Here is a 19,683-nt window from a genome sequence, read left to right as displayed (position 1 = left end):
CGGCCGTAACTTCCAGCTCGCCTTCAGTGACCGTGCAGACCATGTCGTCGGCCATCACATCCCCCAGCGGGCTAGTTCCCTTCGGCTGATAAACGACGTCTTCCATGACGATTTTGTTGTACCCTTTGATACGGGAGTCTCGTGTCCCCCGTTCGACGAGGCGAACGCCAGGAAAAATCTCTTTGCCATCAGTCGGACCGTAGGACTTGGCCGCCACCGGAGTGGATTTTGCGGCCAACAGCGGGGCGGCCAACGAGGTGGCCCCAAGGGCGAGAGCATTACGTCGATTCATCTTCATAACATCCTCCCTGAGTTAGTCCGCCCGGTTGGGCGAACCTGATATTTTACGCGCCCGAGAAGCCAAATAGTCAAAACACAATTGAGCAGGCAAACGCCGGCTATGACTTCCTGTTAATCTCGTATCAGGGAAAGGGTGTCCGGCGCCGTTTGTCCGGCGTCACGGCAAGATTGCAAGCGGACATGCTTAGGTAGCTCGCACATGTCACGGCCCCGGCGACTGATCCCTTTCTGTGCGCCTCACTTCCTCATCCGGTGAAGCTCTTTCGGCCTCGTGTCCGGCGTATAGATTAGCGTAGTCAAGCGATGCCGATGTGGCGCGTGATCTGTCCGTTGCTTTCCCAGTAAGTATGTTTCTTGGCGATAACAGGATCGTCCATCGCGGGTTGGACCTGCCCCGCCGTGTCAGTGGCGCGCGAGGTGACCGTATGCTCGCCCTCTGATGGGCCTTTCCAGTCGAGGTACCAGACCTTCCACGCGAATTCAGCTTCTTCACTATGGTCGATCGTCGCCTCGGTCCACGGGCCATCATCGATCTTCACTTCGACTTTGGCGATTGGTGCACCCCAGGCCGCACCGCTGATGCGGTATCCGGCATCGCTGCGCGTCACTCTGGCGGGCGCGGATTTCAGCAGCGCACGGCCGACCGAGGTCTCGGCCCACACCGTCTCGCCATTGTGCTCTTCCTCGCGAATGGTCACGTAGTCTCGGCCCATCAACAGACTCATGAAGCGCGTGTTGCGAATCTCAATGCGCTTGAGCCATTTGACGTTGGCGATGCCGTACCAGCCGGGCGCGATGAGCCGCACCGGGAAACCGTTGGGTTGCGGCAGAGCGGCCCCATTCATCTCGTAGCAGAGAATGTTGTTGGGGCTCATCGCGTCGGTGAGCGACATGCTACGGGCGAAATTCTGGTGCATCTTGACGTCGCGATTGTTGTCTTTGAGAGCGATATCGCCGACATCAGTGCCCCAAAAAACAACTTCGATGCCATTTTCCTTCACGCCTGCCTCTTCAAGTATGGCGGCGAGCGGCGTGCCAGCCCAGCGGGCATTGCCAATGCCGCCAGTAAAGAATGGAAAACCGTGATTGCCCGAACATTCTACGGTGAAAACCACCTCCTGGCGCGGCCGCGCCTTGAGGTCGGCAAGGGACAAGCTCAGAGGCTTCTTCACCAACCCATCGATTTCCAGCTTCCAGGCGTTCGCATCAATGGTTGGCCGATCAAAATGCGCGATGCTGAAGAACTTCTCATTAGGCGTCACCCATGAATCCATGTCCTCCCAGACAAGCTGACTCTGGATGACGGCCGGAACGGGATTGGGGAGCGGCTGATCAAGCCATGGAATCACGGTCTCCCCCGCCCTGCTTGGAAAAGCGTAGGCGAACCGTGAATGGAAGCATGCCAGGGCCGCAAGGGCGGCGCTGCCTTGACCGATGAATTCGCGTCGTTGAAGGTAATGCATGAGATTCTCCTCCAGTAAAAAGCTGATTTCTCCTCCAGTAAATAAAAGTAATCTCAGCCCAAATCGCCAAAGGGATTGGGCCGAAGCAGGTTATCTTGAGATCGCGCGGGAAAAGCTCCGTTGCTTAAGGCGGCGTCTCCCGCTCCCGTCGGCTGGCTCCGTCACCTACCGGAACTTTCAGCATATGCCTTATCCGCGTACGTGGCGAGGGCAAGGCTGTTCAAAAAGAACGTCGATCGTCAGGATATTTTCAGACTGCGTTCACGGACCTGCAACGGCTGGCTGTGTCCGGCAGAGCCGTGCTTGGCAGGCTCAAGCCTTGATAGGGTTGAGCATCAAATGCTGGATCAGGATGATCGTCTTGGCGTCGACGATGCGCCCGTCGGCAGTGGCGGCCAGCGCCTCGTCCAATGGCATTTCCAGAACCTCGATGTCCTCGCCCTCCTCCGGCGCGCCGCCGCCGGCCGAGATGCGGTCGGCCGGTGAATAGCGCGCCACGAAGAACCAGAGCCGTTCGGTCACGCTGCCGGGGCTCATATAGGGCGAAAACAGTCGCTCCACGTCCTTTAGCCGGTAGCCGAGCTCCTCTTCCGCCTCTTTGCGTATTGCGGTTTCGGGGTCGTTTTCGTCGAGCAGGCCGGCGCAGGCCTCGATCAGTGGTTCACGGTGGCCGGTAACATAAGCCGGGAAGCGGAACTGCCGCACCAGGAGCACGGTCGAGCGCTGCGGATCGAACGGCAGGATGACCGCGCCGTCGCCGCGATCGTAGGTCTGGCGGGTCTGCGTCTCCCATCGCCCGTCACGGCGGCGATAGTCGAGCACTGTCTTCTTCAACACCGCCCAGTCGTCCGAAAGAACCTCCTCCGAAAGGATGCGAACGCGATCTTCCATGACGACCTCCGATCTGGCCGCAAAGGGGTAGCGGCGAACGGGCACCCGCGCAATCCTGGAAACCGACTGGTCCAGCGAGGCGTTTCACCGGCTCGTGTCTGGCGTCAAGCGCTGTGGCTTACTAGATAGCGGTATCTCTCCAGGAGCCGGTTCATGACGTCATCGCTTTTCCAGCCGATCACCCTCGGCGGCCTCACCTTTCCCAACCGCATCGCGGTAGCGCCCATGTGCCAGTATTCGGCCGAGGACGGCTCGGCCAGCGACTGGCATCTCCATCACTGGATGAACCTGGCAATGTCAGGCGCCGGCATGGTCACCGTCGAGATGACGGATGTCGAGCGGCGCGGGCGCATCTCGCATGGCTGTCTTGGCTTTTACTCCGACGACAACGAGGCGGCCGCCAAGCGCACCCTCGACGCCGCCAGGCGCGTCGCCCCGCCGGGCACGAAGTTCGGCGTCCAGCTTGCCCATGCCGGCCGCAAGGCCTCGAACCGCAAACCCTGGGAAGGTGGCGGTCCGCTGCAGCCGGGCGAAGATCCCTGGCAGACGGTTTCAGCCTCGGCCATCGCCTATGACACCGGCTGGAATGTGCCGCATGCGTTGGAGGATGACGAGATCCTGCAGCTCGTTGCGCGTTTCGCGCAGTCGGCCGTGCGCGCCGGACGCGCCGGCTTCGACTTTGCCGAACTGCACGCCGCGCATGGCTATCTGATCTTCCAGTTCCTTTCGCCGCTCTCCAACCAGCGCACCGACCGTTGGGGCGGATCGCTGGAAAACCGCATGCGCTTCCTGCTCGAAATCGCGCGGGCGGTGAGGAAGGCTGCCCCGGCCATGATGCTGGGCGCGCGGCTTTCGGTGAAGGAATGGGTCGATGGCGGTTTCGACATCGAGGACGCGATCGAGGTGGCCAAGGCGCTGAAGGCCGAGGGCATTGCCTATCTGTGCTGCTCCAGCGGCGGCAATTCGCCCCTGCAGCAGGTGCCGCCCGGCCCCGGCTACCAGGTGCATCTTGCGGAGGCCGTGCGCAAGGGCGCCGGCATTCCGACGCGCGCCGTGGGACTGATCGACGACCCGAGCCAGGCCGAGGCGATCGTCGCCGATGGTCGTGCCGATATGGTGGCGATGGCACGTGCGTTCCTGGCCGACCCGCGCTGGGGCTGGCGTGCGGCGGCGACCTTCGGCGAGGAAATCCATCCGGCACCGCAGCTGGCGCGTTCGGTGGCAACGATGCGCCACTGGATGAAGGCCGCCGGCTGAACCGAAATGCCAGCGGGGTCCTGAGACGTTTGGGCGCAGCATCCTCGCCACAACTGCAACCAATTTGGCCGCTCTACGTTGGCGGCCATGATAGACAACAAGCCTTTTGAAAAGCCAGTGGTGGTCGAGCTCGGCCATGTCGGCAAATATCGCCAAATAAACAGCACCCGCGAGGCCGCCGAGTGCCTGATGACCGTTTGGCCGCTCAATCGCGGCCAGCGCCACCGTGATGCTCTCGACACTTGCCTCAAAGCGCTGGAAGGTTATCGTTCGACAGCGGACGCGCGTCGCGCCCTTGTCGAGGCAGCCAGGGAATCCGAAGTGCTGGTTCCCGAAGACAGGTTGCCTGACGGAAAGCTGCATTGAGCGGGCTTCTTAACCGGAGGATTTCATGGCGAAGCTGACTTACAAGATCGTCGAGCATGATGGCGGCTGGGCCTACAAGGTCGGCTCGACGTTTTCGGAGACTTTCCGCACGCACCAGGAGGCGCTGCGCGCGGCCGAAATCGCCTCGGCCGAACAGCAGGTTGCCGGCACGACGGACGGCATTCAGTATGAGGATGCCGAAGGCACGTGGCACGACGAACTGGCCGACGGCCGCGACCGCCCGCAGACCGAAGTATCCGACTGAGGGTTGGAACCGCCACCGCGACCGGCAAAGTCCTTGGGCTTCATGCCGGCCGCCGGCGGCTAGGCGGATCTACTTTCCGCAGTAATGGTCATTGATGTTTTGTTGTGAATTGGCGTCCGGACCGGGCGTGGCATCGGCGCAGCGGTCGATAGTCCCGGTGTTGCCAAGGGTGTTCTATCGGGCGCCGCGGCCCCAGATGGCGATGCCCGTGGAACCATGGGTTGGAAGCAAGGTTCCGCTGGAAATCCGCGTAGCCGCGAAAAATGCCCGACACTTTTGCGTGACGCACCGCGAGGCGCGGCGCGAATAGCGGCCGCAATCATCTCTCATTGGCGAAGGCGCGGGCCGCGACTCGCTGGATAAAGGCGACGACCCGTTCGGGTTCCACAAATTGCGGCATGTGGCCGAGACCTTCGACCCGCTCGAAGTCGAGATCCTTGATCTCGTCCAGCATCGGCTCGCCATGGACCGCCTCGCCGATCACCTGATCCCCGGTGCCGAACAGGATGCCGGTTGGCATCGATATTGCGCGGTAACGTCGCTCGATTTGTCCAAGGTCCCGTTCCACCGCCACGACGTCGGTGGATGTCGCGAAGTAGTGAGACGGTCGCAATCCGAGCCATCCGCCGCCGGCGACCATGTAGTCGGCCGGAACCGCTTGCGGCGCGAAAATGAACTTCATGGTCGGTTGTGCGTAGCGAAGACTTAGCGGTATCGCCACCGTATGAGCCAGAAGGCGTCGCAGCAGCGGTGTGGGAACATAGAGCAGGTCGAATCCCCGACCCGTCCTCGCTTCCAGATGCGTCAGCGGTGAAAGCAGTGCGATGCCGGAGATCGCTGCCGGATGTTCAGTCGCCAGCGCAAGCGCGATCGCCCCGCCGAGTGAATGGCCGACGATCAAAGGACGTTCCAGGCGCAGTTCCTCGATGAAGCGCCGCACGACTTCGGCCTGTTCGGGCAGCCGCCCGGTCGCGCCGCTTGCCCGAGCCGAATAGCCGGAACCAGGCCGGTCCAGCGCGATCAGCCGATAACCGGCGCCGAAGCGTCCGAACAGTGTGTGACGAAAATGATGGAGTTGGGCGCCGAGCCCGTGCAGAAAGACGATCGGCCGGCCGTCGCCTTGTTCCACGTAGTGGATGCGGTTGCCGTCGATCTCGACGAATTTTCCGCAAGTCGGCACCAGTCTTTCGGCCTTCGCCGCGACCCGCCAGGTCATGAGCATCAGGGCCAGCAAGACAAGCGCGGCCGCGACGAGCAAGCCAGCGAACAGCCACAAGACAATCGATATCAGCATATTTTCATCCAGGTCGGAGCGTTCCGCACCATATCCGCGACAACCGCCGCCACAAGCGCACATCCTGCTTTCGCATTGCGGCCGGCCGCGGGCCGCGTTATCTCAGGCGACGTCTTCCGCCGGAGCCTGCCATGCCTGAAATCGTCACCGCCGCCATGCTCGTCATCGGCGACGAAATCCTCTCCGGCCGCACCAAGGACAAGAACATCGGCCATCTCGCCGACATCATGACGGCGATCGGCATCGACCTGAAGGAAGTGCGTATCGTCCCCGACGAGGAGGACGAGATCGTCTCCGCGGTGAATGCCGTGCGCGCCCGCTATACTTACGTCTTTACGACGGGTGGCATCGGCCCAACGCATGACGACATCACCGCCGATTCCATCGCCAAGGCCTTCGGCGTGCCCTGCGAGTACGACGCCAAGGCTTACGCTTTGCTCGAAGCAAGCTATGCCGGGCGCGGCATCGAATTCACCGAGGCGCGCAAGCGCATGGCGCGTATGCCGCGCGGCGCCGACCATATCGACAACCCCGTCTCGGTCGCGCCGGGCTTCCGTATCGGCAACGTCCATGTCATGGCCGGCGTGCCGTCGATCTTCCAGGCCATGCTCGACAGTGTCGTGCCGACGCTCAAGGCCGGCACCAGGATGCTGTCGGCCACCGTGCATTGCCCCGTCGGCGAGGGCTTGATCGGCGGACCGCTGGCCGACATCCAGAAGGCGCATCCCGGCACCATCATCGGCTCCTATCCCAAATATGGCGACGGCAAATTCTGGACCGAGCTCGTCGTCCGCGCCCGTAGCGAGGACGCCCTCGAGGCCGCGCGCAAGGACGTCGAGGCGATGGTGGGGCGCTTCGCCAAGGCAGGCTGACCCACGGAACCAGATCGGGTTTACCGACGTTTCAGGCGGACCACTTCCCTCCCTCCGTTTGACGGCCAAAGGCGCAGTGGCGCCGACAGATATGAGGGAAAGGCGCGGTTGCGCCGACAGACTTGAGGGGATGTCATGCGCTTCAAGACGATCGTCGCCATTTTGCAGAACGAACAGGACGCCGAGCGCGTCCTCGATTGCGCCATTCCGCTTGCCGACAGGTTCGAGAGCCACCTCGTCGGCATCCATGCCGAGGCGCTTCCCGTCCCCTACACATCGGCCACCGGCTTCCCGGATACCGAGTTCCTGCAGGTCTCAGCCGAGATGAACAAGGAGCGCGCCGACAAGCTGCAGGCGTATTTTCTGAAGCGGGTCGAGGAGACCGGCCTGTCCTTCGAATGGCGAAGCCTGGAAAGCTTCTCTGGCGACAGCGCGCTGACCGGCATATCGAGCGTGCGCGCCGCCGATCTGATCATCGCCGCGCAGCGTGACACCGGTGGCGATCCGAGCGCCGATGTCGACACGCTGGTTTACGATGCCGGACGGCCGGTGCTGGTCGTGCCCCATGCCGGGCCGCTGGTTACGACCTTCAGACGTGTGCTGCTTGCCTGGAACGGCAGCAAGGAAGCGGCTCGCGCCGCTTTCGATGCCCTGCCCTTCATCGCCGAGGCCGACAAGACCGACATTCTCGTCATCGACCCGCCGGAGACGCTCGATGAATCTCCGGAGGCCGCCGGCGCCGAGATCGCCGCGGCGCTGTCGCGCCACGGCGCCAATGTCAGCGTCTGCGTGCAAAAATCCGGCGGCACTTCGGTCGACGACATGATTCAGGCCCGGATCGCCGAGTCCGGCGCCGATCTTCTGGTGCTCGGCGCCTACAGCCACTCCTGGCTGCGCCAGCTTCTGTTCGGCGGCGTCACCCGCACGGTGCTGCGCACGACGAACGTCGCGGCCTTCCTGTCGCGCTAAGCATGCCTCCCGAACGGAGGAGCCCGGTTTCGGGCACGGACATGCGCAATCGGACCCTGCAGCGCCTCGCCTGAATTCGTTTCGGCGCGCCATGCTTCAAGTCCACAGCCCTGCCAGTGACTCGCCCTTGCCAAGGCTGGCGCTTTCCGGCTAATTCCGCGTGCATTCCACCAATTTCGCGCGCCGTCGGCGCGCTTGCGGAGTGCGTGAGCCATGTCCCTTCCCGAAAAAGCCTTTCCCGTCTCCTGGGACCAGTTCCACCGCGACGCCCGTGCGCTGTCCTGGCGGCTTTCCGGCGCCAACAAGGGACAGTGGAAGGCAATCGTCTGCATCACCCGCGGCGGCCTGGTGCCCGCGGCCATCATTGCGCGCGAACTCGGCATCCGGGTCATCGAGACGGTGTGCGTCGCTTCCTACCACGACTATACCAGCCAGGGTCAGTTGCAGGTTCTCAAGGAGATTTCGCCGCCACTGCTCGCCGATGACGGAGCCGGCGTGCTGATCATCGACGACCTGACCGATACCGGCAAGACGGCCGGCATCGTGCGCGCCATGATGCCAAAGGCGCATTTCGCGACCGTCTATGCCAAGCCGAAGGGCCGGCCGCTGGTCGACACGTTCGTCACCGAGGTCAGCCAGGATACCTGGATCTACTTTCCCTGGGACATGGGCTTCACCTACCAGAAGCCGATCGCGGACGATCACGCCGGCTGAATGGCCGCTATTTCCTGCTGAATCCGGTCGCAAGCCGGATCGCGGACTGTCACATGGACCGCGCGGTCGACTATTTTCTCCAGAAGATCCAGCTTCAAAGTGTCGTGCAGTCGCGTCGATGAGCACGTCTACTTCGTGGGATTGACTTTTTCTGGTGCGATTTTCGGACAGAGTGAAGTTTTTTACTTTTAAAGCCCACAATTCGCCGTAAGATTTGTAAGGCGGCAAACGATTCTGGAGGCTGGGGCAGATTCTTCCGATGTTGACGAGGCCGACATCACACGACCAGGTGGCTGAAAGGGTCAGGCGACTTTTCGGCAAGGCGCCTCGTCGCCTGCAGGTCGCCGCGTTGCCTTGGCGTGAGGGCCGGGACGGCGTCGAGATCATGTTGATCACCAGCCGCGATACCGGGCGCTGGGTGCTGCCCAAGGGTTGGCCGGAGGCCAGGGAGGCGCTTTGCGAGGCAGCCGCGCGTGAAGCGGGCGAAGAAGCGGGATTGCGGGGCACCGTCTCGCATCTTGAAGCCGGCCGCTATTTCTATGCCAAGGTCCTCGGCTCCGGCGAGGAAGTGCCTTGCGAAGTGCTTGTCTTTCCGCTGCATGTCGAGCGTGTCGCGGATCGCTGGAAAGAGAAGCGCGCACGAACGCGCAAATGGGTCGGCGCGACCGAAGCGGTCCAAATGGTCAACGAGCCGGACCTTTGCCAGATCATTGCCGGCTTCTGCGCCGCGCCGCACAAGTTCGCCTGATTCAAAGCAATTCCAGGAAAAGTGTGACGCGGTTTTCCGTCAGGAATTGGGTCAAAACAAAGAGGTAGGGCGTTTCGCCGTTTCCGTGAAACGGTGAAAGACTCTAGCCGTAGCCCCTCCGGCCCGGAATTCAAACAGGCGATAGATGGCTCGGCAGTGCTCAGGCGCGGCCGAAATCGTCGGAACTCAGCCGGGTCCAGCGATCGCCCATCAACCCGCCGATGAAGATGTCGCCGGAGCGAACCGCTTCCGCGACCTCGGCAATGCGTGAGCGGACCATCGTGCCCCCGGCATAGCGGAAGAAGAGATCCTTGTAGCCGAAGAGTTGCGGCATGAACCGGCCCTGTGTCTGCCCGGTGATGCCCACGCAGCCCATCTCGCGCGCGGCCGCGATGAGGCCGTCCAGCGTCGCGGCCCAGTGGGATCCCGACGCCTGGATTTGCAAGAGGTTCGCGATGCCGCCGGGCTGGCCGTAAAAGGCATAGCACCCGAGCATCTTGCCCGTTTCGTCGTAAGTTCCGCCGAAATGAAGTGGGCCGTCGGCGCGCTTCTCGGCCGCCAATGCGAGCAGCTGTGGCAGTTCGCCATCCTTCCAACGCGGCCGAAGAGCATAATCGGACGTCAGTGTCGGCAGCCGCTCCGCAAACTGTGCGGCATCGATCGGTTCCCGATGGATCCGTTGTGATGACGAATGCTGGGGCGGGGGCTCGAAACTTCGTCTTGCAAGAGCGTCGAATGCCCGCGCGCAGGAATCGAGTGCAAAGCGAGGCAAGCCGGGCCATTTACGGTGCAGCACCGCCGCGGCCATGGCGCCAGGCCGGAAAATGCAGGTCCATTCCAGACAATGCACCGGCAGGAGTTGGTACTTCATCGGGCGCGCGAAGGCCAGCGATGTCCGGTTGGCCGAATCTGTCAGCTGTAGATCGAATTCGCCCTGATGCAGGGCGCGCAGCAATTGCGGTCCCGCCCAGCCGTGATCGATGCCGGAATCAGCCATGAACGGCCCGATGATGGCCGCATTCAATGCCGTTCCGTTGAGTTCGTAGCGGGCCTTCAGAACGCCGAGGAACCCACCCAAACGGCCCTGCGGGTTGATTTGGACAAGAGCCTTGCTCTCACCGTCACCGAGATATAGCTCCCTCATATATTCCGCCGTCTGCGCTATCGCGCGTTCGCGCAGGCGGCGACGATGGCGAAACTTCGTCAGGAAGAGTGCGGCGACGTGCTCGAGATCTTCGGCGGCGAGCGGCCTAACCGAGCCATGCTGAGATTCAACCACCGACGGCGCAGCCACCATTCCCGGACCGGCATTTGCGGAGGCAATATTCATTGTGAATGCCTATACGAGGTCCTGCGCCGGCGGCCGAAACCCTGACGCTGCCAAAGAAGATCTCCTACTGGTTGGCATGTCTATAAAAGGCTCCGGAGCACTTGCGTCTACCATAGCTGAATTGCCTTTGTGTAAACATACGACCAATATCGTTAAAAACTATGTATCTGTATCGGCATCGCAAATAAAATGAATAAAAACTTCAGTATATGGAAAGGAATTTGAATCCGGCCTTTCGTCACTCTGGCCGCATGACGAGAGTAAGGTTGCAGCTGCGGACTTTGCCGACCGATTCGCACGAGCGTCATACTCTGAGCCGCAGGACTTCGGAAGCCGCGCCCGCCGACGCTCGCGACGGTCGCGTCGCGGTTCGCCGGTATCGAACCCGGGCAAAAGCCGCATTGCGGCTGACGGCGCCCGGCTTCTGCCGGGCGCCGTCCTCAGCCGACAAGCCCTTTGGTCAGTTCGAGCGCCTGGCGCTCGAACAACCGCCGGTAGATGCCGCCGTTCAGCCGGATCAGCGCGTCATGCGAACCTTCCTCGGCGATACGGCCGCGATCGAAGACGAGCAGCCGGTCGAGCGCCCGCACCGTCGACAGCCGATGCGCGATGACCAGGGTCGTGCGCCCCACCATCAGCCGCTCCATCGCCTTCTGGATCAGCACTTCCGATTCCGAGTCGAGGCTCGATGTCGCCTCGTCCAGGATCAGGATGCGCGCATCGGCCAGGAAGGCGCGCGCGATCGCCACGCGCTGGCGCTCGCCGCCCGACAGCTTCACGCCGCGCTCGCCCACCAGCGTTCCATAGCCCTTGGGCAGATTGACGATGAAATCATGAGCGCTGGCGAGTTTCGCCGCATGCTCGATCTCGGCCTGCGTGGCGCCCGGCCTCGCATAGGCGATGTTCTCGGCAAGCGAGCGGTGGAACAGGATCGGCTCCTGCTGGACGATGGCGATCTGGCTGCGCAGCGACGCCTGCTCGACTTGCGCGATATCGTGCCCGTCGATCAGGATTCGTCCCGCATTCACGTCATAGAGGCGCTGGATCAGCTTGACGAAGGTCGTCTTGCCGGAACCTGAATGCCCGACCAGCCCGATGCGTTCACCCGCCGCGATATCGACCGAGAAATCGCGGTAGAGCGGCAGCCGGTGATTGCCATAGTGGAACGTCACCTTGTCGACGGCGATATGCCCATCGGAGATCCGGATCGGCCGAGCACCGGGCCGGTCCTCGATGCCGAGCGGCTCCGACTGGAAGTCGACCAGTTCCTCCATGTCGTTGATCGAGCGCTGCAGGTTGCGGATATGCGTGCCGATGTCGCGCAGATAGCCTTGCAGCACGAAGAACGAGGTCAACACGAAGGCGACATCGCCGGCGCTCGCCTGCCCCCAGGCCCACAACATGAGGGCAAGACCGATTACCGCCGCGCGCATCAGGAGCAGCAACGTCCCTTGCGTGGAGCCGTTGGCCGTGCCGCGCATCCAGGTGCGGCCGGTGCGCAGCCGCCATTTGGCGACCACGCGCGCCAGCCGCGCCTCCTCGCGGGCCTCCGCACCGAAGCCCTTGACGACGGCATTGCAGCTCACCGCGTCGGCCAGCGAGCCGCCAAGCCGCGTGTCCCAGCTGTTGGCGAGCCGCGCGGCGGGCGCGACATAGCCGAGCGACAGTGTCGCCGTGACCGTGATGAACAGCACCGAGCCGGCCGCCACCACAGCCCCCATCAGCGGCCAGAACCAGCCGAGCAGAAGCGTCGACCCGACAAGCATGACCACCGACGGCAGAAGCGCGATCAGGATCGTGTCGTTGAGCAGATCCAGCGCCCACATGCCGCGGGTAATCTTGCGCACCGTCGATCCGGCGAAGCTGTTGGCGTGCCAATCCGTCGAAAAGCGCTGCACGCGATGGAAGGCATCGGCGGCGATGTCGGACATCATCTTCAGCGTCAGCTCGACGATCCCCAGGAAGGCGGCATTGCGCAGCACGACGCCGGCCAGCGCCAGCCCCATCAGGATCGAGAACGCCGCCATCGCCGCGTCCCAGGCGACCGCGTTGGTTCCAGCGCCGCTGGCGACCGCGTCGACCAGGCGGCCGGAATAAAAGGGTGTCAGCACATCGGCGAGCGTCGACAGCAGGAACGCGCCCATGATGAGCGAAAGCCGCCACGGCTGGCGGCGCCAATGATGGAATGTAAAGCCCAGCACGGTGCGAAAGGCGCTGGCACGCAGATCGATCTTGAAACGAGCCATGATGTCATGCGGGCGCAACGAGCCCGATTCCGGTAATGTCTAATTGGAAAAACCCGCGCCCAGGCCTTGCGGCGCCTCTGTGTGCGGGAGGTTCAGTATGGCAGGCCGCCCGCCCAGAGGCGGCGACCGGCAGCGGCCAATGCCTGTTCCGCGTCTGGCTCTCCGAAAAATCCTCGGAGCGCCGACGCCAACCTAGGCCTCGTAGCCTCGCATAACGATGTCAGTTCCTGCCATACGGTCCTCCCGAAAGGGAATCGCGGAGAAGTCCTTATAAGGGGACGTCGGCCCATCGCCAAGGCAACCCGTCGCCAAAACGGCATCTGGTCCAAGCACTGAGACGAATTTGCAACAACGCAGCGTTGCATGGGCGTCGCCCGTCAAGCTGCCGGCTTGCGGTCCAGGCGCATGTAGCGTCCATCGGTCGACGCCTCGAAGCCGAATTTCTCGTAGAGGCTGTGGGCGTCATCGGTCGAGAGGCTCCAATGCGTCACCGTCCCGACCTCGGGGTGGTCGATCAGCGCCTGGACGAGCCGCTTGCCGATCCCCTGTCCGCGATGCTGCGGCCAGATGATGACGTCGGCAACATAGGCAAACACCGTATAGTCGGTGATCGCGCGGGCAAACCCGACCTGCTTGCCGTCGATATAGGCGCCGGCGCAAAGCGAGTTGTCGAAGGCGCGATGGTGGGCCTCGTCGGTTCGGGACGCGCCCCAGTAGCTTTGCATGAGCTGGTCGGAGGTCGCCCGGAAATCGATCCGCGACAGGTCGAAACTGATTTCTATGTCTTGCATGCCCCCGCCCTGCCGGACTAGCCGCCGTCCCGGAAACGGTTGGTGATCGGATAGCGGCGGTCTCGGCCGAAATTCTTCCTTGTGATCTTCACGCCTGGCGCGGCCTGCCTGCGCTTGTATTCGGCGATGTAGAGCAGGTGTTCGACGCGTGTGACCATGGCGCGGTCGTGGCCGCGCGCGACGATGTCGTCGACGCTCATCTCATTCTCGACCAGGCACTCAAGGATGTCGTCCAGCACCGGATAGGGCGGCAGCGAATCCTGGTCGGTCTGGTTCTCGCGCAGCTCCGCCGACGGAGCCTTGTCGATGATGTTGTTCGGGATGACCTCGCCGGCGGGTCCGAGCGCGCCCGGCGGCACATGCATGTTGCGCCAGCGCGACAGCGCATAGACCTGCATCTTATAGAGGTCCTTGATCGGATTGAAGCCGCCGTTCATGTCACCGTAAAGCGTGGCGTAGCCCACCGACATCTCGCTCTTGTTGCCGGTGGTGACCACCATCGAGCCGAACTTGTTCGAGATAGCCATCAGGATGGTGCCGCGCGCGCGGCTTTGCAGGTTTTCCTCGGTGATGCCTTCCTGGGTGCCTTCGAAGAGTTGGGTCAGCGCGTGCTTGAAGCCTTCGACCGGCTCGGAGATCGGCACGATGTCGTAGCGGCAGCCGAGCGCCCGGGCGCAGTCCTCGGCATCCTTGAGCGAATCCTTCGACGTATACCGATAGGGCATCATGACGGTGCGCAGCCGCTCCTCGCCCAGCGCGTCGACGGCGAGCGCCGCGCAGATCGCCGAATCGATGCCGCCGGAAAGGCCGAGCACCACGTTCTTGAAGCCGTTCTTGTTGACGTAGTCGCGCAGGCCCAGCATGCAGGCCCGATAATCGGCCTCTTCGCGCTCGGGGATCTTCGACATCGGCCCTTCCGAGCAGATCCAGGTCTCTCCCTTTCTTTTCCAGGTGGTGACGTCGACCGCGTCCTCGAACTGGCTCATCTGGAAGGCAAGTGTCTTATCGGCCCCGATGGCGAACGAAGCGCCGTCGAAGATCAGCTCGTCCTGGCCGCCGAGCTGGTTGGCGTAGATCATCGGCAAGCCGGTTTCGATGACCTGCCGGATGACCACCTGATGGCGGACGTCGATCTTGGCGCGGTAATAGGGCGAGCCGTTCGGCACCAGCAGGATTTCGGCGCCGCTTTCGGCCAGCGTTTCGCAGACGGCAACGTCGCCCCAGATGTCCTCGCAGATGGGAATGCCGATACGCACGCCGCGGAAATTGACCGGACCCTGCAATTCCGGCCCGGCCTGGAAGACGCGTTTCTCGTCGAACTCGCCATAGTTCGGCAGATCGAGCTTATAGCGTTCGGCGATGATCTTGCCGTCATCGGCGAAGACGATGGAGTTGTGTGTGCCGGACTTGCGCTTCAGCGGCGTGCCGATGATGACGCCGGGTCCGCCATCGGCCGTGTCCTTCGCGAAATCCTCGGCTGCCTTTTCGCAAGCCTTCAGGAAGGAAGGCTTCAGCACCAGGTCCTCCGGCGGATAGCCAGGGAGGAAGAGCTCCGTATAGAGCACCAGATCGGCGCCCTGGCGCGCCGCGTCCGCCCTCGCCTCGCGCGCTTTTGCCAGATTGCCGGCGACGTCGCCGACAGTCGGATTGAGCTGGGCGACGGCGATGCGCAGGATATCGGGGGCGGTCTTGGTCATGGAACGGATTTAGCGTGGCTGAAATCGCCGGGCAATGCCGATCGCTTATACCAATCCGAGCCTACCGGTCCGAGCCGGGCATGAATGCGATCAGGTCCAATGCATGTCGCCCAGAAGTGTGCAGCGGTTCTGTGACAACGGCATGCATCAAACAAGAAGTTAAAAGCGCGTCGGCCGGATCCGTTTCAGCGCGAGGCGCCTTTAGTCGGCCATATACTCGCGCAGCGCCTCCACCGACCGGTTCTCGCCGATCGACATGGCCAGGATGCGCGAGATGTGGCGGCGCGGCAGGCCGGTCTCGGCCGACCATTGGTTGATCTGCGCCTGGATCTTGTCGAGATCCCGTTTCGAGGTCGGGTTCTCGGCGATATCGAGGCCGGCATCGCGCAGTGCCGCCGCCATGTCGGTGGAGACGACAAACGTGTCCCATTCGAGCCAGCGCAGGAAATACTGACCGGTGTTGCCGCCCAGCCGGCTGCCATGCTTGGCGAGATAGGCGGTCAGGCCAACCTGATCGTCCGCCGGCCAGCCGGCAATGAATTTGCCGAAGCTGCCATGTTCTTTCGAGACGCGATCGACGAAGGCTGCGTTGTCGCGGACCGATTTGATCTTCTGCGGATTGCGCACGATGCGGCTGTCGGACGCCAGCTCGTGCCAGAAATCGTCCGGCTGAAACAAAAGCCGCTTTGGCTCGAAGCCGAGGAATGCTTCCTCGAAACCCGGCCATTTTTGTTCGATGACGCGCCACACGAAGCCGGCGGCGAAAATGCGTTCGGCCATGGTGGAGAGAATGCGATCGTCGGGAATTTTCGCTACCGCCATATTGTCCGGCGCGGGGCCAAGCAGCGGAGCCAGCGCGGCCTCTCCGCCCTTGCGCTTTGCCGCCCGCGCATGGATTTTCTGGAAATCGAGCATCGTTGTCCTCGCCTGTCAGCGGCAATCTATCACTTCACGTTCTGCCCGGCAGCCTCTACGTCTATGACGCTCTGCCGAAGGAGAGGACCATGAACAAGATCGTCGAAGATGTGGCGAACCGTTTGCTCAAGCGCAAGCCGGAGGGTTTCGGTCCGCTCGAGAGCCGCGTGCTTCAATCGACGCTTGAGCGCACCACCATCACGCGCGACACCAACAAGGCCGTCGCCTTTCACCAGACTTTCGGCGACCGCATCGCCGATTCGATCGCCAGGATCGGCGGCTCATGGTCTTTCATCCTCGGCTTCATCGCGTTTCTGGTGCTCTGGACCTCGGCCAATGCCTGGCTATTGTCGCGCGACGCGTTCGATCCCTACCCCTTCATCTTCCTCAATCTCGTGCTCTCGATGGTCGCTGCCTTGCAGGCGCCGATAATCATGATGTCGCAGAACCGCCAGACCGAACGCGACCGCATCGACGCGGCGCATGACTATGAGGTCAATCTGAAGGCCGAGATCGAAATCATGGCCCTGCATGAAAAGCTCGACGAACTGCGTCACAGCGAGATCATCGGCATGCGTGACGAAATCCTGCGCATGGCCGAGCAGATCAGGCGCATCGACGAAAAACTCTCGGCGCGGCCCGCAACAAAATGACTGAGACCATCCATCGCCTGATCGAGCAATACGGGCTGATCGCGGTCTTCCTCGGCTGTGTGGCCGAAGGCGAGAGCGCCGCGATCCTCGGCGGCTTCTTCGCTCATCAGCATGTCTTCGTGCTCTGGCAGACTTTCATCGCCGCCTTTCTCGGCGCCTTCGCCGGCGAAACGTTCTTCTTCACCCTCGGCCGCAGCTTCGCCGATCATCCTTACGTGAAAAGGCTGCGCAGGCGGCCCGGCTTCAGCCGCGCCTATCGCCTACTCAACACCCATCCCAACATTTTCGTGCTGACCAATCGCTACATCTACGGCATGCGGCTGGTCGGCGGTATCGCCGCCGGCTTGTCGACCGTGCCTGTGCCGCGCTTCGTCATCCTCAACGCCATCTCATCCGCGGTCTGGGCGACCGTGTTCAGCGGCATCGGCTACGTCTTCGGCCTAGGCGCGGAGGAGATGGTGGGCCAGGCGTTCGAGCGGCATGAACGCCTGCTCATTGCGCTTGCCGTCGGCGTCGGCGTCGCAATCATTGCTTGGCTGGTCGGCCACCACTTTGCCCGACGCGAACGCGCCAGGGAAGACCGGGCAGGATCCTGATCGCCGGAGCGATCGGCAAGCATCAGATCGGCGCGCCGATAAGGCGCTCGATGATGGCGATGCCCCAGACGCCGCCGGCGATCACGATCGAAATCAGCACCGCCAGCGAACCGCAGTCCTTGGCGAGTTGGATGTCGATGTGGAATTCGCGCGAGATCGCGTCGCAGGCCGCCTCAATGCCGGTGTTGAGCACTTCGACCATGATCAACAGCAGCACCGCGCCGATCAGCAGCGCATAGCCGCGCCAGGAGACCGAAATGAACCAACCGGCCGGCAGGGCGAGAGCGAGCAACAGCAGTTCCTGCTGGAATGCCTTTTCGTGCGCGGCCAGCTTGCGGAAGGCCCGAACTGAATTGATGAAGGCATCGATCAGTCGCTGCATGCCCATGCCCCTTTGCGAGTCACCGGCAGGGGATATCGCAATGACGGGACCAAGGGAATAAGGCAGCCGTTTCAAAATTCATCCGTCCGCGACCTTTATTGACGGAGTCGATTTTTCGAACTGCGGCAGCCCGTCCTCGATCGAATAGTAATCGCCCTTGTCGCCGGCGAAGATATGGCACCGACCCTGGAGGCTCGTTGGTTCATCGAACGATCCCGCCAGAACCGATACATAAGCATCGTCCGATGGCTTCCAGAACAGCAGCGAGCCGCACGTCTTGCAAAACCCGCGCCTGGCAAAGGCGGAGGCCTCGTACCAGGTGAGGTTTTCCGTGCCGAAGATTGCGATATCGGCATCTGAAACGTTGGTCGCTGCGTAGAAATGTCCACTCTGCTTGCGGCACTGCGAGCAATGGCAATAGACGACGCCGCGCAACGAGCCGCTCGTCCTGAAACGCACCGCCCCGCACAGGCACGATCCGCTGTGGTTGTCATCCATTCCGGCCTCCTTCGGCATCATTCGCCCGATTGTTGACGGATAGCATTTCAGTTTTGGGGTGGCTGGGCACAGGCAAATGCGACACCGGAGCGACGTGTTTCAAAGGCCGCGCCTGCACGGCCTTGCATCCTGGGGTAGCAAAAACATTGAGGAAATGCAGGCCATTAAGGAAACTTTAGCGATAACGCATTTATGGTTTCCACAAGCGATGGTCGTGATAGGGGACGCACCGGCGCAATCGCATTCCGGTTCGAATCCCCGTATGAGCGACTCCCGGCGGTGGCAGGTCTCCGGTCGCACTGAAGGGACAGTGAACAGACATGCAACCGGCAGCCAACCCTACCGACAGGAATACCGACATCGCCAGCACAGTCGTGGCGACGATGCGACAGCTCGGCGTGCTTGGCCTGCCGCGCAACTACGAGATCTTCTACGAAGCGCTCAGCGGCAGCAATCACGAACTCGGCCTTGCCGTCGTCTCGTTGAGCAGCCGCCCGACGCAGGAGGACCTCGATCGCATCGGACGCACCTTCTTCCCGCAGCATCACGGTCCCGCCATTGTCGAACATGCGCGGGATTTGATCGCCAGGGAACTCGAGGAAATCGCCGCGCTGCTGCGCAACGAACACACGCATATCGAGAAATACGGCCGCATTCTCGACGAGACATCGAGTGGATTGAGCAATCGCAGCCTGCTCTCGCAGGAGCTCCTGCACAAGATCGCCGGCGCGATGTCGGCCGCCACCAGCTCAACGATCGATCACGGCCGCCAGGTCGCCAGCACGCTCAGCGAAAAGACGGCCGAGCTTGAAAGCGTCAAGTCGAAGCTCGAGGAATACAAGCGGCTTGCCGACACGGACCCGCTCACGCAGCTGTGGAACCGCCGCGCTTTCGACAAGGAGATCACCCGGATCTACAACAGCAATCGCGGCATCCTGTTCAATGCCTTGATCCTTGCCGATATCGATCATTTCAAGGATATAAACGATCGCTACGGGCACCCGGTCGGCGACAGGATCCTGCAGATCATCGCCGAGATCTTCCAATCCAGCGTTCGTGCCGACATGTTCGTCGCGCGCACCGGCGGCGAGGAATTTGCGTTTATCGTCGAGGGCGCCAGCGAGGAAGCGACATGCGAAATCGCCGAGCGCATCCGCGCGCTGATCGAGCAGACCCCATTTACCAGCAGCCAGACCGGCATGAACTACGGCACCGTTACCGTATCCTTGGGCATCTGCATGGCCTCGGAGGCTGAGAGCCCCGAAGATCTCTATACCAAGGCGGACCGGGCGCTTTATCGCTCCAAGCTCGGCGGTCGTAACCGGGTGACCAAGCATTCAGCGATGGCAGGCCGCCCCGGCAAGGGCTGGCTGCTTTACAAGAAAGACTGAATCGGTCCCTTTCCAGACGAATTTTTGTGGACTATATTTTCCACA

At 62.3% G+C, this 19,683-nt stretch carries 21 protein-coding genes; 10 read left to right on the top strand and 11 right to left on the bottom strand.

All coding sequences use genetic code 11. The features are described from left to right. The 3 genes from F3H96_RS29105 to F3H96_RS29095 all read right to left on the bottom strand — a co-directional run. On the bottom strand, positions 1-298 hold a 298-nt coding region (locus F3H96_RS29105), incomplete at its 3' end, for a hypothetical protein (RefSeq protein WP_149805089.1). Positions 299-596: 298 nt separating this feature from the next. After that, positions 597-1,763, bottom strand: coding sequence for a sulfite oxidase (locus F3H96_RS29100; protein ID WP_149805088.1), 1,167 nt, complete (start codon positions 1,761-1,763; stop codon positions 597-599). A 312-nt stretch (positions 1,764-2,075) separates the two neighbouring features. Then, complete coding sequence (locus F3H96_RS29095; protein WP_149805087.1) at positions 2,076-2,654, bottom strand: NUDIX domain-containing protein; 579 nt, start codon at positions 2,652-2,654, stop codon at positions 2,076-2,078. Between the two features lie 153 nt (positions 2,655-2,807). Between F3H96_RS29095 and F3H96_RS29090 the strand changes: the two genes are divergently transcribed. From F3H96_RS29090 to F3H96_RS29080, 3 genes are all read left to right on the top strand, one after another. Continuing rightward, positions 2,808-3,911 (top strand): NADH:flavin oxidoreductase/NADH oxidase, encoded by a 1,104-nt coding sequence (locus F3H96_RS29090; protein ID WP_149805086.1) that lies wholly within the window; start codon positions 2,808-2,810, stop codon positions 3,909-3,911. 87 nt (positions 3,912-3,998) lie between these two features. Continuing rightward, positions 3,999-4,277, top strand: coding sequence for a DUF982 domain-containing protein (locus F3H96_RS29085; protein WP_149805085.1), 279 nt, complete (start codon positions 3,999-4,001; stop codon positions 4,275-4,277). A 25-nt stretch (positions 4,278-4,302) separates the two neighbouring features. Then, positions 4,303-4,542 carry a DUF2188 domain-containing protein gene (locus tag F3H96_RS29080; RefSeq protein ID WP_149805084.1) on the top strand — a complete coding sequence of 80 codons (240 nt, stop codon included), beginning with the start codon at positions 4,303-4,305 and terminating at the stop codon, positions 4,540-4,542. 319 nt (positions 4,543-4,861) lie between these two features. Here F3H96_RS29080 and F3H96_RS29075 read toward each other — a convergent pair whose 3' ends face one another. Beyond that, a complete protein-coding gene (locus F3H96_RS29075) occupies positions 4,862-5,800 on the bottom strand; it encodes an alpha/beta hydrolase (protein WP_244620203.1) in 939 nt (312 codons plus the stop codon). A 167-nt stretch (positions 5,801-5,967) separates the two neighbouring features. Between F3H96_RS29075 and F3H96_RS29070 the strand changes: the two genes are divergently transcribed. The 4 genes from F3H96_RS29070 (at position 5,968) to F3H96_RS29055 (ending at position 9,139) form a co-directional block, all read left to right on the top strand. Then, positions 5,968-6,708 (top strand): competence/damage-inducible protein A, encoded by a 741-nt coding sequence (locus F3H96_RS29070; protein WP_149805083.1) that lies wholly within the window; start codon positions 5,968-5,970, stop codon positions 6,706-6,708. A 135-nt stretch (positions 6,709-6,843) separates the two neighbouring features. Then, positions 6,844-7,677, top strand: coding sequence for a universal stress protein (locus F3H96_RS29065; protein WP_149805082.1), 834 nt, complete (start codon positions 6,844-6,846; stop codon positions 7,675-7,677). Between the two features lie 213 nt (positions 7,678-7,890). Then, positions 7,891-8,391 carry a xanthine phosphoribosyltransferase gene (gpt, locus tag F3H96_RS29060; protein WP_095765134.1) on the top strand — a complete coding sequence of 167 codons (501 nt, stop codon included), beginning with the start codon at positions 7,891-7,893 and terminating at the stop codon, positions 8,389-8,391. A 259-nt stretch (positions 8,392-8,650) separates the two neighbouring features. After that, positions 8,651-9,139: an NUDIX hydrolase gene (locus F3H96_RS29055; protein WP_149805081.1), complete on the top strand. Its 489-nt coding sequence runs from the start codon at positions 8,651-8,653 to the stop codon at positions 9,137-9,139. A 160-nt stretch (positions 9,140-9,299) separates the two neighbouring features. Here F3H96_RS29055 and F3H96_RS29050 read toward each other — a convergent pair whose 3' ends face one another. The 5 genes from F3H96_RS29050 to F3H96_RS29030 form a co-directional block, all read right to left on the bottom strand. Further along, entirely contained in the window at positions 9,300-10,469 is a 1,170-nt protein-coding gene (locus F3H96_RS29050; RefSeq protein WP_149805080.1) for a hypothetical protein, read from the bottom strand. A gap of 440 nt (positions 10,470-10,909) precedes the next feature. Further along, positions 10,910-12,715, bottom strand: coding sequence for an ABC transporter ATP-binding protein (locus F3H96_RS29045; protein WP_149805079.1), 1,806 nt, complete (start codon positions 12,713-12,715; stop codon positions 10,910-10,912). A gap of 377 nt (positions 12,716-13,092) precedes the next feature. Then, a complete protein-coding gene (locus tag F3H96_RS29040; protein WP_149805078.1) occupies positions 13,093-13,506 on the bottom strand; it encodes a GNAT family N-acetyltransferase in 414 nt (137 codons plus the stop codon). Positions 13,507-13,523: 17 nt separating this feature from the next. Further along, positions 13,524-15,203, bottom strand: a complete 1,680-nt coding sequence (locus F3H96_RS29035) for an NAD+ synthase (protein ID WP_149805077.1) — start codon at positions 15,201-15,203, stop codon at positions 13,524-13,526. A 201-nt stretch (positions 15,204-15,404) separates the two neighbouring features. Beyond that, positions 15,405-16,118, bottom strand: a complete 714-nt coding sequence (locus F3H96_RS29030) for a DNA-3-methyladenine glycosylase I (RefSeq protein ID WP_149805076.1) — start codon at positions 16,116-16,118, stop codon at positions 15,405-15,407. 89 nt (positions 16,119-16,207) lie between these two features. Here F3H96_RS29030 and F3H96_RS29025 point away from each other — a divergent pair, with 89 nt between their 5' ends. Further along, positions 16,208-16,771, top strand: coding sequence for a DUF1003 domain-containing protein (locus tag F3H96_RS29025; RefSeq protein WP_149805075.1), 564 nt, complete (start codon positions 16,208-16,210; stop codon positions 16,769-16,771). Next, the gene (locus tag F3H96_RS29020) at positions 16,768-17,367 is read left to right on the top strand and encodes a DedA family protein (protein ID WP_149805074.1); all 600 of its coding nucleotides are present in this window, start codon (positions 16,768-16,770) and stop codon (positions 17,365-17,367) included. Before F3H96_RS29025 ends, F3H96_RS29020 begins: the two co-directional genes overlap by 4 nt. Positions 17,368-17,389: 22 nt before the next feature. On the opposite strand, the gene F3H96_RS29015 is transcribed toward F3H96_RS29020, so the two are convergent. After that, a complete protein-coding gene (locus F3H96_RS29015) occupies positions 17,390-17,749 on the bottom strand; it encodes a diacylglycerol kinase (protein WP_149805073.1) in 360 nt (119 codons plus the stop codon). Positions 17,750-17,827: 78 nt separating this feature from the next. Continuing rightward, entirely contained in the window at positions 17,828-18,247 is a 420-nt protein-coding gene (locus F3H96_RS29010; protein ID WP_149805090.1) for a GFA family protein, read from the bottom strand. A gap of 320 nt (positions 18,248-18,567) precedes the next feature. Here F3H96_RS29010 and F3H96_RS29005 point away from each other — a divergent pair, with 320 nt between their 5' ends. Beyond that, the gene (locus F3H96_RS29005) at positions 18,568-19,638 is read left to right on the top strand and encodes a diguanylate cyclase (protein WP_149805072.1); all 1,071 of its coding nucleotides are present in this window, start codon (positions 18,568-18,570) and stop codon (positions 19,636-19,638) included. Positions 19,639-19,683 lie beyond the last annotated feature (45 nt).

The organism is Mesorhizobium sp. NFR06 (assembly GCF_900115245.1).
Taxonomy (GTDB): domain Bacteria; phylum Pseudomonadota; class Alphaproteobacteria; order Rhizobiales; family Rhizobiaceae; genus Mesorhizobium.
The sequence above is the reverse complement of the archived record's forward strand: the minus strand, read 5'-3'. Positions and strand labels throughout refer to the sequence as shown.